Annotated in this window: 8 protein-coding genes; 1 reads left to right on the top strand and 7 read right to left on the bottom strand. The window is 70.5% G+C overall.

The window, feature by feature from the left end:
* Positions 1-25 precede the first annotated feature (25 nt).
* On the bottom strand, positions 26-2152 hold the full coding sequence (locus ACFT9I_RS29385) for a type IIA DNA topoisomerase subunit B (RefSeq protein ID WP_382569163.1): 2127 nt from the start codon (positions 2150-2152) through the stop codon (positions 26-28).
* A gap of 432 nt (positions 2153-2584) precedes the next feature.
* Here ACFT9I_RS29385 and ACFT9I_RS29380 point away from each other — a divergent pair, with 432 nt between their 5' ends.
* The gene (locus tag ACFT9I_RS29380) at positions 2585-2815 is read left to right on the top strand and encodes a hypothetical protein (protein WP_023538184.1); all 231 of its coding nucleotides are present in this window, start codon (positions 2585-2587) and stop codon (positions 2813-2815) included.
* A gap of 122 nt (positions 2816-2937) precedes the next feature.
* Here the strand turns inward: ACFT9I_RS29380 and ACFT9I_RS29375 are convergent, their stop codons facing one another.
* The 6 genes from ACFT9I_RS29375 to ACFT9I_RS29350 all read right to left on the bottom strand — a co-directional run bounded on the left by ACFT9I_RS29375 (position 2938) and on the right by ACFT9I_RS29350 (position 11065).
* Positions 2938-3786 carry a S1 family peptidase gene (locus tag ACFT9I_RS29375; protein ID WP_382569161.1) on the bottom strand — a complete coding sequence of 283 codons (849 nt, stop codon included), beginning with the start codon at positions 3784-3786 and terminating at the stop codon, positions 2938-2940.
* A gap of 145 nt (positions 3787-3931) precedes the next feature.
* Positions 3932-5476, bottom strand: coding sequence for an RNA polymerase sigma factor (locus ACFT9I_RS29370; protein ID WP_382569160.1), 1545 nt, complete (start codon positions 5474-5476; stop codon positions 3932-3934).
* A 378-nt stretch (positions 5477-5854) separates the two neighbouring features.
* The gene (locus ACFT9I_RS29365; RefSeq protein ID WP_382569158.1) at positions 5855-6742 is read right to left on the bottom strand and encodes a FadR/GntR family transcriptional regulator; all 888 of its coding nucleotides are present in this window, start codon (positions 6740-6742) and stop codon (positions 5855-5857) included.
* 159 nt (positions 6743-6901) lie between these two features.
* Positions 6902-8647: an ATP-binding cassette domain-containing protein gene (locus ACFT9I_RS29360; protein ID WP_382569157.1), complete on the bottom strand. Its 1746-nt coding sequence runs from the start codon at positions 8645-8647 to the stop codon at positions 6902-6904.
* Between the two features lie 144 nt (positions 8648-8791).
* Positions 8792-9556 carry an NUDIX domain-containing protein gene (locus ACFT9I_RS29355; RefSeq protein ID WP_382569155.1) on the bottom strand — a complete coding sequence of 255 codons (765 nt, stop codon included), beginning with the start codon at positions 9554-9556 and terminating at the stop codon, positions 8792-8794.
* A gap of 132 nt (positions 9557-9688) precedes the next feature.
* Positions 9689-11065 (bottom strand): DUF4192 domain-containing protein, encoded by a 1377-nt coding sequence (locus ACFT9I_RS29350; RefSeq protein ID WP_382569153.1) that lies wholly within the window; start codon positions 11063-11065, stop codon positions 9689-9691.
* Positions 11066-11303: the final 238 nt, after the last annotated feature.

The following is an 11303-nucleotide window of genomic DNA, read 5'->3' as shown; positions in this document are numbered from 1 at the left end:
GCCCGGCGCCGTGTGCCACGTTCGCTCAGACGTCGATCCTGGCGCGGTCCAGCGTCGCGGCCGAGCTGGTGATGAACTCCTTGCGCGGCGCGACCTCGTTGCCCATGAGCAGGTCGAAGACCTGCTCGGAGGATTCGAGATCGCCGATGTTGATCCGCCGCAGCGTGCGGTGGCGCGGGTCCATCGTGGTCTCGGCCAGCTGGTCGGCGTCCATCTCGCCGAGGCCCTTGTAGCGCTGGATGGAGTCCTTGTAGCGCACGTTCTTGCGCTGGAACTCCAGGAGCGTCTGCCGCAGCTCGTTGTCCGAGTACGTGTAGACGTACTTGTCCTGGCCCTTCTTGGGCTGCACCAGCTCCACCCGGTGCAGGGGCGGAACCGCCGCGAACACGCGGCCCGCCTCCACCATCGGGCGCATGTAGCGCTGGAACAGCGTCAGCAGCAGACAGCGGATGTGGGCCCCGTCGACGTCGGCGTCGACCAGCAGCACGATCTTGCCGTAGCGGGCGGCGTCGATGTCGAACGTCCGGCCCGACCCGGCCCCTATGACCTGGATGATCGCGCCGCACTCGGCGTTCTTCAGCATGTCGGAGACGGACGACTTCTGAACGTTGAGGATCTTGCCGCGGATCGGCAGCAGCGCCTGGAACTCACTGTTCCGGGCGAGCTTGGCCGTACCGAGCGCCGAGTCGCCCTCGACGATGAACAGCTCGCTGCGCTCGACGTCGTCACTGCGGCAGTCGGCGAGCTTGGCCGGCAGCGAGGAGGTCTCCAGCGCCGTCTTCCTGCGCTGCGCCTCCTTGTGCTGGCGGGCGGCGATGCGCGTACGGGCCGCGGCGACGGCCTTCTCCAGCACCGCGCGGGCCTGCGCCTTGGCGTCGCGCTTGGTCGACGTCAGGAACTCCTTGAGCTCCTTGGAGACGACATTGGCGACGATGCGGTTGGCCGCCGACGTACCCAGGATCTCCTTGGTCTGGCCCTCGAACTGCGGCTCGGCGAGACGCACCGTCACCACGGCCGTGAGACCTTCCAGGGCGTCGTCCTTGACGACGTCGTCCTCGGCGACGCGCAGGAGCTTCGCCGAACGCAGCGCCTCGTTGACCGTCTTGGTCACCGCCCGCTCGAAGCCCGTCATGTGCGTGCCGCCCTTGGGGGTGGCGATGATGTTGACGTAGGAGCGCATCGTGGTGTCGTACCCGGTGCCCCAGCGCAGCGCGATGTCGACGCCCAGCTCGCGGGTGACCTCGGTGGGCGTCATGTGACCGCGGTCGTCCAGGACGGGCACGGTCTCCTTGAAGACGCCCAGTCCGGTCAGTCGCAGCACGTCGCAGACGGCCTTGTCCTGCGCCAGGTACTCGCAGAACTCGCTGATCCCGCCGTCGTACCGGAACGTCTCCTCGATCGTGCCGTTGCCCTCGCTCTCGCCGGCCGCCCGCTCGTCGCGTACGACGATGGTCAGGCCGGGGACGAGGAAGGCCGTCTGGCGGGCCCGCTGGTGCAGGGTCTCCAGCGACAGCCTGGCGTCCTTGAGGAAGATCTGCCGGTCCGCCCAGTACCGGGTCCGGGTGCCGGTGCGCGCCTTGGGCACCCGCTTGCCCTTGAGCAGGCCGTTCGCCGGATCGAAGGGGGCGTCGGGGCCCGATTCCGTGAAGATGCCGGGGACACCGCGGCGGAAGCTGATCGCGTGTGTGGCGCTGTTGCGGTCGACCTCGATGTCCAGCCGGGCGGACAGCGCGTTGACGACGGAGGCGCCCACGCCGTGCAGACCGCCGGAGGCCGCGTACGAGCCGCCGCCGAACTTTCCGCCCGCGTGCAGCTTGGTCATCACGACCTCGATGCCGGAGAGGCCGGTCTTGGGCTCGACGTCGACGGGGATGCCCCGGCCGTTGTCCCTGACCTCGACGGAGCCGTCCTCGTGGAGAGTGACGTCGATACGGTCGCAGTAGCCGCCCAGGGCCTCGTCGACGGAGTTGTCGATGATCTCCCAGAGGCAGTGCATCAGGCCGCGGCTGTCGGTCGACCCGATGTACATGCCGGGCCGCTTCCGGACCGCTTCGAGCCCCTCAAGGACGAGCAGGTGCCGCGCGGTGTAGTTGGAACCGTCACGGTCTGCTGTCAGCAGCGCACTGGACGGCACGGACGTCTCGGCGGTCACGCGGTTCGCTCCTCGCTGAATTTGAAATGTGGCCCTAGTGGGTAAGGGCCCGGCATCGGTCGCCGCTCAGAGGGTACAGAGGCCTGGTAGAGCCGTTGTAGCGCCACCCTATTGAATTCTCATGCTAACCGAGGCTCGCATGAGTGTTCGATCGCTCGATGGAGTGAAGCACACATCACGTTCCCTTCCAGGCATGAACCATTTAGGCTCCGGGCACGTCCTCATGAACGACCGGCAAGCCAGCCGGGAGGATCGACCCTGACAAGCAACGCGAAACCGTAAAGCGAAGCAATACGGCTCATTCGCCGCCAACCGGCAGCAGACAGCCGCCTCGGGAAGAAGTTTCGAGGAAAGGCCGCGAGCGGGAACGTTTTCGGCCTGGTTGGATGTTGACCCTGGTACGACAGCTCGTCGAGCTAGAGAAGAGGCGACGTGACTACTGTTCTGACCCCCGCGAGCCCGCTGACGGCCGCTGACCGCTGCGACCGCTGCGGCGCCCAGGCATATCTGCGCGTCGTCCTGACCAGCGGTGGTGAACTGCTCTTCTGCGCCCACCACGGACGCAAGTTCGAGCCGGAACTCAAGAAGATCGCCGCGGAAATACAGGATGAGACCGACCGACTGACGGCCGTGCAGGCCGCCGCCGGTGAAGAGGAACACTGACACCTCGCATCCACGACGAGCCAAGGGCCGATCCAGGACCGGCCGACGGGCCGCCACCCCAGCAGAACCGGGATGGCGGCCCGTTCTCGTTGCCGCGTGCGGTGCGCCCGCCTGGCGCGCTCTCAGCCCGTGCGGCGGGCCCCGGTGGCCGCGGCCACCTCGTCGACCGCCGAGGTGATCCGCGTATAGACCCCCGGACTCCCGGCCCGCCCGCAGCCGCTCCCCCACGAGACCAGCCCGATGAGCCGCCCACGGGCCACCAGCGGCCCGCCGCTGTCGCCCTGGCAGGCGTCGTGCCCGCCCTGGGGATCGCCGGCGCAGAGCATCGTGGAGGCCGCGTAGCGGCCCCCTGAGCCCCCCGGGTAGGCCCGTTCGCACTCGGAGTCCGCCAGGACCGTCACAGGGGCGGAGCGGAGCGCGGAGGCGTATTTGCCCTGTCCGGTGGTGTCGCCCCAGCCGTACACCTTCGCCGGGGCGCCCGGAGCCAGTGCCTCCGTGCCGGGATCCGCCGGTCGGACGGCGTACCGCGCGGGCAGCGCCTGCGCCAGCGTCAGGACCGCGAGGTCGGAGACGTGGGTCGTCGGCTCGTACGCCGGGTCGATCCGTACGGCGGCGACCCGGACCTCCTTGCCGCTCTTCCCGGTCAGCTGCTCCCGGCCCGCGATGACCCGCAGATCCGTCACGTCCTCGGGCTTCACCCCGAGCACGTCCCGGCCCATGCAGTGGGCGGCCGTGAGCACCTTCGTCGGCGCCACCACCACGCCGCCGCAGAACTGGCCCGCGCGGGTGTCCCCGAAACGTTCACGGCTGGACAGAGCCACGACCCAGGGACTCTCCTCGGCCGGCGCCGGTTCCCCGCCCACGACCACCCGGTCCGCGGCGGCCGGCACGGGGGACACGAGCGGCAGCACCGCCCCCGCGGCGATCGTGGCCAGTCCTCCCGTGAGCACTCGGGCAATAGGGCGACGCATACTGGCTCCTGACTCTCCGGTGACACCTACTGACACAGAGTCACCCATTGAGCCGACAAACGCATCCCCGCAACGCCTGAGGGCCCGCATCCCGGCCGGGATCGCGGGCCCTCAGGAGGGGCTGTGCCGTGGACGGAAAAGCGGCCTAGTCCAGGTAGTCGCGCAGAACCTGCGAACGCGACGGGTGGCGGAGCTTGGACATCGTCTTGGACTCGATCTGACGAATGCGCTCACGCGTCACGCCGTAGACCTTGCCGATCTCGTCCAGCGTCTTGGGCTGGCCGTCGGTGAGACCGAAGCGCATGGAGACGACGCCGGCCTCACGCTCGGAGAGCGTGTCGAGCACCGAGTGCAGCTGCTCCTGGAGAAGCGTGAAACTGACCGCGTCGGCCGGGACGACCGCCTCGGAGTCCTCGATGAGGTCACCGAACTCGCTGTCCCCGTCCTCGCCCAGCGGGGTGTGCAGCGAAATCGGCTCGCGACCGTACTTCTGGACCTCGATGACCTTCTCAGGGGTCATGTCGAGCTCCTTGGCCAGCTCCTCCGGGGTGGGCTCACGGCCCAGGTCCTGGAGCATCTGGCGCTGCACGCGCGCGAGCTTGTTGATGACCTCGACCATGTGCACCGGGATACGGATGGTGCGGGCCTGGTCGGCCATGGCGCGGGTGATCGCCTGACGGATCCACCAGGTGGCGTACGTGGAGAACTTGTAGCCCTTGGTGTAGTCGAACTTCTCGACCGCGCGGATCAGACCCAGGTTGCCCTCCTGGATCAGGTCCAGGAAGAGCATGCCGCGGCCGGTGTAGCGCTTGGCCAGCGAGACCACCAGGCGGAGGTTGGCCTCCAGCAGGTGGTTCTTGGCGCGGCGCCCGTCCTCGGCGATGATCTCCAGCTCGCGCTTGAGCTTGGGGGCGAGCTTGTCGGCGTTCGCCAGCTTGTCCTCGGCGAACAGACCCGCCTCGATGCGCTTGGCGAGCTCGACCTCCTGCTCGGCGTTGAGGAGCGGGACCTTGCCGATCTGCTTGAGGTAGTCCTTGACCGGGTCGGCGGTGGCACCCGCGACGGCGACCTGCTGGGCCGGCGCGTCGTCCTCGTCGTCGTCGGAGAGGACGAAGCCCTTGTTCTCGCCCTCGGTCTCCTCCTCCTCGCCCTTGCCTGCCTGGACCTCCTCGGCGCTCTCCTCGCCGTCGGCCTCGTCGGCGTCCTTCTTGCCGGCGGTCTTCTTCGCCGCGACCTTCTTGACGGCGGTCTTCTTGGCCGCCGCCTTCTTGGCCACGGTCTTCTTCGCCGCCGTCTTCTTGGCGGGCGCGGCCGTCTCGTCGGCGGGAGTCTCGACGGTCTCGGCGGCCGGGGCTGCGGTGGCCGCGACGGTCTTCGTATGAACGGTCTTGGCGGCGACTGTCTTGGTGGCGGTGCGCTTCGCCGGGCTCTTCGCAGCGACGCTCTTGCGGGCGCGCTTCGGCGACTCCGCGGCACTGACCATCAGCGTCACACCCTCTTCCTCGAGGATCTGGTTGAGGCTGCGCAGAACATTCTTCCACTGGGTTGGCGGAATCTGGTCAGCCTCGAAGGCCCGACGCACGTCGTCGCCGGCGATCTGCCCATCAGCCTTTCCCCGCTCGATGAGCGCCATCACAGACTCGGACTCGGCGATCTCCGGCGGGAGCGTACGGGATGTGCTGGCCGACACGAACAACCTCTCGGAACGATGGAAACGGCTTCCGGCTCCCCCCAGGATCGGGGCGGAACCGACGACCGTCGACTGGGGATGTGCCGACGGCGCGGGCTGGACCTCGGAGCTGGATACAGCGCCACTCCTCGTGGCGCTATTCCCTCCGTGGCTGTCACCTCTTAGGTCATCGCCCTGCCTCGTGGAGTGTTACGCCCAATCCACGTGGCCCGAGTCACACCTCATTTGCGGCAAAGCAGCCAGAAGGGTTTTATCGCGCTTTCGTGCCGCCGGGCCCGGGGGTCCGGCGGCACGTGACACGCACGCCCCTGTCCGTCCTGACCTTGGTCTTTCTGCTCGGCACCGCGGGAACTCGCCTTCAGTACCCCGGTGGCGCCCTCAGTGCTCGCGGGGCGCGGGAACGACGCGTTCCACTTCCGGGTGGACCATCAGAAGCTGCCGCATGGCGGATTCGGCCGCCTGGGCGTCGCCGGCCGCCAGGGCCTCGACGATCCGCGCGTGGTGCGCCAGCGACGCGTCGGTGGGGCGGTCACAGCCGGTGACGGGGCCGCCGGAGACCTGGAGGGCCGCCGAGACGATCCCCGAGAGGTGCTCCAGCATCCGGTTGCCCGCGAGCTGGATCAGCAGGGAGTGGAACTCGGCGTCGGCGCGGGAGAACGTGATCGAGTCACCCTGGGCGATGGCGTGCCCCATGATCTCGACCATGTCGGCCAGCCGCTGCTGGACGTCCTCACGGCCGTGGCCGGCGGCGAGGCGTGCGGCGAGGGGCTCGATCGTCCAGCGCAGCTCGCTCAGCTCACGGCGCTGGTCGTCACGCTGCGGGCCGAACGCCCGCCATTCGATGATGTCGGCGTCCAGCAGATTCCAGTCGCTGACCGGCCGGACCCGGGTGCCGACATTGGGGCGGGCGCTGACGAGGCCCTTGGCCTCGAGGACGCGCAGCGACTCGCGGACCACCGTGCGGGAGACCTCGAAACGCTGGCCGATCTCCTCCGGTACGAGCGGCCGGTCGGCGCCCAGGTCGCCGGAGACGATCATCTGGCCGAGCTGCTGGACGAGTTGGCCGTGCAGTCCACGGCCCCGGCTGCCCGCCGAGCGCCGGCCCACCCGGCCCAACTCGTTGTCCGCGCCGTCCCAAGTGGGTGCGGGGATGCGGTCGGCGCCGGGCGCCTCCGCGTAGGGGTAGCGGTCGATTCCGCCCGGGGCCGCGAGGCCGGGGTCGACGGAGCGGGCGGCGGTCATCATGGTGTGCGCAAGGGTACTCACGCATCCTTTGTCGGCTCTGCTCGTCGGCCCCTTGAGGTCTTTGGTGAAAAGCACACGAAAGGGTGATCGGCGCCCGCCCTTCGATTGACGACTTATCGTAAAGAAGCGGGCGTAATCGGGGAGTTATCGGCAGGTGTGACAGCTCCGGTCGCCCCGCGATCACCAACGGGCCCTGCGACGAAGGCTCGTGAACAGATACGCGCAGAGCAGGGCGGACAGCGACAGCGTCAACGCCGCCCCGACGGGCTGGGTGAGCACCCGACCGGTCGCCACCAGCCAGCGGTCGGCGGCCTCCGGCCATTGCGGCCAGGCCAGTTCGCGCAGCCTGGCCGGCAGTCCGACGATCGAACGCGCTGACGGAACAGCGAGCCCCTTCTCAAGGAGGGGGACGACGACGACCGGTACGGCGAGGACGGCGGCGACCCCGGCGCCGGTGACACGGAAGATGCCGGCGCCCAGCAGGCCCGCCCAGGCGCAGCCGACGGTCAGTCCGGCCCAACTGGCCACGAGCGCGGGCCAGTCCGGGGGCACCACTTCCGTGCCGCCGCCGTACACCAGCCGCATCGCCTGCGAGTCGACGGCGACGGTGAGGGCCGCGAGCAGCAGGGCCGCCGTGCCGGTGACGGTGAGTTTGGCCAGCAGCAGGCCGAGGCGCCGCGGGACGGTGCCCCGTCCCGCGGTGAGCGCGGGGTAGCGGTACTCGTCGCCGAAGGCGAACGCGCCGAGCAGACCGGCACCGAGGGCGGCGGGCGGCAGCGGGAGGAATCCGGGCCAGGCCGCGAGGAGGCCGGGCAGCGGGGTGTTGCCGGTACGGGCGAGCGGCAGGGTCAGCGCGACGGAGGCGACCAGGACGGCGACGGCGACCAGCCAGGGGGTCCGTACGCCGAGGAAGCGGCGGAGCTCGTAGCGGAACGGACGCAGGGGGCTGCGCACGGGCCGCGCGGGCAGCGCGGGCGGCAGGAGGTCGACGTCGGACCCCTGGGGGGTCTGTCGTGCCCCTGAGGGCGGTGACGGGTCCACGGGGGGCGTCGGGCCGGTGTCTCCCGTCTCGTCGGCGAGTTGGTGGACGAGGATGCCGTGCCGGAAGGCCGTCTCGCCCAACTCGGCGCAGTTGCTGCCGAAGACGGTCAGCCGCCCACCCGCCTCGGCGACGACCTCGACGGAACGGCGGTCCGCGCGCGCCTCTCGGTTGACGGCGTCGGCGAGGCGGGCGGCGTGCGGGGTACGGATGACGACGCGCGGGCGCAGCCGGGTCCGCGCGAAGTCGGCGGCGTCCTGGTCGGCGACGAGGCGGCCTTCGTGGACGGTGACGACGCGATCGGCGGTGCGGGCCGCCTCTTTGGGATCACTGGTGGTGTAGAGAACGGTGCCGCCGTGCGCCGCGTGCGCCCGGAGCAGTCCGTGCAGCCAGCTGTTCTCGCGCGGCGAGAGACCGGCGGCCGGTTCGTCGAGGACGAGCGTGTGCGGGTCGCCCAACAGGGCGGCGGCGAGGCCGAGTCTGCGGTCCATGCCGAGGGAGAGGGTGCCGAGCGGTTCGTCGCGCAGGGCGCCGATGCCGACCAGGTCGAGCAGAGCGTCGGCACGCGCGGCGGGCACGCCCGCGGCTGCGCAGAGCATGCGGAGCTCCCCTCGGGTGGTACGCGCGGGGTGCCCCGGCACATCGCCGAGCAGGACGCCGACCTCGCGGGCGGGGTGGGCGATGCGGTGGAGCGGCCGGCCACGGAAGTAGGTGATTCCCCGGCCGGATTCGAGTTCGAGCATCAGCCGCAGGGCGGTGGTTTTTCCGGCGCCCTCGGCACCGAGCAGCGCGGTGACGCCACCGGTCCGGGCCTCGAAGGTCAGATCGTCCACGGCGGGCGGCAGGTCGCGGTGGGGGCTGCTGGTGAGTCCGATGGCCTGGAGCATCGCTTCTCTCGCGGGGAGGTGAGACCGCTCGGCGGCAGTATGGGTACCGCAGCAAGATAACGCGACATGTCCGACTTGTGGCGCAGGGTTGGGCCTACGGGTGTCCGGGTCCTGCCCGGGTCCTGTCCGGCGGATCTTCGGGAGTCAGACCTCGGGGCGGAGCATCGGCGGGTTGAGGATCGTGGCACCGCCCGCGCGGAACAGTTGGGCGGGTCGGCCGCCCTGCCGCGTGGTGGTGCCGCCGGACGGCACGAGAAAGCCGGGGGTGCCGGTGACCTTGCGATGGAAGTTGCGGGGATCGAGCGCGACGCCCCACACCGCCTCGTACACCCGCCGCAGCTCGCCGACGGTGAACTCCGACGGACAGAAGGCGGTGGCCAAGGAGGAGTACTCGATCTTGGAACGGGCCCGCTCCACCCCGTCCCCGAGGATGCGCGCGTGGTCGAACGCGAGCGGCGCGGGCTGTTCGCCGTCCCGGCCGAAGCCGCCCTCGTAGTCGAGCAGGGCGTCCACGGGGGCCCAGCGGGCGCTGTTGGCGTCGCCGCCCGCGCGAGGCGCGGGAAGGTCGGGCGCCAGTGCGAGATGGGCCACGCTGACGACCCTCATCCGGGGGTCGCGCGCCGGGTCGCCGTATGTCGCGAGCTGTTCGAGATGGGCGCCGTTCGCGGGAGCGGGCGACGCCGGGTCGTGCGCACACAGCCCTGTCTCCTCGGCCAGCTCGCGCGCCGCCGCCGCACCAAGATCCTCATCGGCCTTGACGAAGCCGCCGGGCAGCGCCCAGCGCCCCTGGAAGGGCGTCTCACCGCGCCGCACGACCAGCGCGCACAGGGCGTGGCGGCGCACGGTGAGCACGACCAGGTCGACGGTGACTGCGAACGCGGGGTAAGCCGACGGGTCGTAGGGCGACATGCCGGAGATCTTAGTCGTCTGCCTGACGATAAACATCCGTTCCGCTCAGGTCCGGCGACTTCTTCCCCGCCCCGCTTCCCGACCCCCGCCAGGGAGGGAAGGTGCGTCGTCACACCCCCCGCCCCTCAGCTCTCACTTGCCGCTCTTCGTGGCGCGCTGACCGCTACGGCCCTCGGCCCGACCGCGCGCCGCCGGCGCACCTGGGCGGGGCCTCGGTGACGGCACCGTCCGGGGCGCTGCCTTCTTGATCGTCGCTTTCTTCACCGCCCTCTTCATCTTCATCGACTTCTTGGCCTGCTTCGTCGCGGACCGCCGCACCGGGCCGGGCTGTGGGCTCCCGGCAGCGACGCGCTCGCCGCGCATACAGCGCCGGAGGGTCTCCGGGTCGAGCCCCTCGTTGAAGGCCTGGTGAAGGAGTTGGGCGAAGGTGTACGTGGGGTCGAGACGCAGGGCGAGTCCGAGCGCGACCCGGGCCGCGGGCTCGTCGCCGGAGGACCAGGCGACCCAGCCGGCCAGGGTGAGCGGGGCGACCGCGTGTTCGGCGTAGGAACCCACGCAGCGACGGGCCAGGGCCCGCCAGAGCCGTAGCGCCGACTCGGCGTCGGGACCCTCCATCCACTGAGCCGCCCGGTCGCGGGTCTCCCGGTCCTGAAGGCCGATGATGACCGCCGCCGCCTCGTCATCGGCGATGAGCCGGTCATCGGCGATGTCCGAGCCACCGTCGATGCCGTCGCCGCCCCGTCCGCTCTCTCCCCGGCGCGGCTGCGCGGGCGGGGTCTGAGCCAGGCGGTCCATCAGGTCTCGGGCAGCGCTGAGCGTCGACGCACCCACCTGCTCGCGATTACCACCGCCCAGAATCCTCGGCACCAGTGCGCCGGCGGCCTCGTCCAGCGCCTGTTCCTGCTTCGCCGCCCTCTCGGCGGAACCGCGCCAGGGCTCCAGCCGTGCCTCCATCTCCCGCAGGGATCCACGCACTTGGATCCCCGCGTAGGCGGAGGCGGCGGCCATCACGGATGTGCCGGGCAGGGCCAGCGGAGTGCCCTCGGGCGGGCAGCAGCGCGTGTCCGGGCAGCAGTAGGACCAGAAACGGCCGTCGGAAATGCAGAGCACCTCGTGCACGGGAATGTCGAGACGGCCGAAGCCCGTGCGGATCAGCTGCGCGAACGGTTGCAGTCGGTCGCGCACGCCGCGGCTCGTGCCCCCGTTCTCCGGGTCCTGGCAGAGGAAGGCGACGATCCCGTCCGGACGGGACCCACGCCGCTCGCTCCCTTCCACCAGGCACGCGGCCAACTGCTCGGAGACGGGCGCCCACTCGCGGGGCGAGCGCGGAATACCGAGCCTCAGCCGCCCCCCGAAGCGGCCTTCCTCGCCGTGCAGCGCGACGAGCACCACGGAGTCGGAAGGATGGAAGCCCATCAGAAAGGGGAGGGCATCGGCGAGTTCAGCCGGGCTGCGCAGGGTGACCTGCTGCTCGTCGGCGGGACGGGTCGGTTCGCTGTGCTTGTTCATGCCTCGACGGTCCCGCGGAACCCAAAATCCCGCGACCCCTGTGGATAACTTTATCCACAGGCCAGTTCCGGCCAGAGCCAACACCACCGGCCGGCTTGCTCCGACACGGAACGGCCGTGTGCTGTCAGGCTCGATCCGGCCGAGAGACGAAGCCGTCCCCGGTGTAGGCGCTCGACCGGTCGCCGCAGGACGTACCGGGTCACGGGGTTCCCGAGAGTGCCGCACCCACCCTGGTACG

Source organism: Streptomyces sp. NPDC057137, assembly GCF_042670825.1.
GTDB lineage: Bacteria > Actinomycetota > Actinomycetes > Streptomycetales > Streptomycetaceae > Streptomyces.
Note: the sequence above shows the minus strand (reverse complement) of the source record. Positions and strands in the feature narration are given on the sequence as shown.

Excerpts from the sequence above, each read along its gene's own strand:
- ACFT9I_RS29375 (WP_382569161.1), bottom strand. The coding sequence starts at position 3,786 with ATGCGTCGCCCTATTGCCCGAGTGCTCACGGGAGGACTGGCCACGATC.
- ACFT9I_RS29360 (WP_382569157.1), bottom strand. The coding sequence starts at position 8,647 with ATGCTCCAGGCCATCGGACTCACCAGCAGCCCCCACCGCGACCTGCCG.
- ACFT9I_RS29355 (WP_382569155.1), bottom strand. The coding sequence starts at position 9,556 with ATGTCGCCCTACGACCCGTCGGCTTACCCCGCGTTCGCAGTCACCGTC.
- ACFT9I_RS29350 (WP_382569153.1), bottom strand. The coding sequence starts at position 11,065 with ATGAACAAGCACAGCGAACCGACCCGTCCCGCCGACGAGCAGCAGGTC.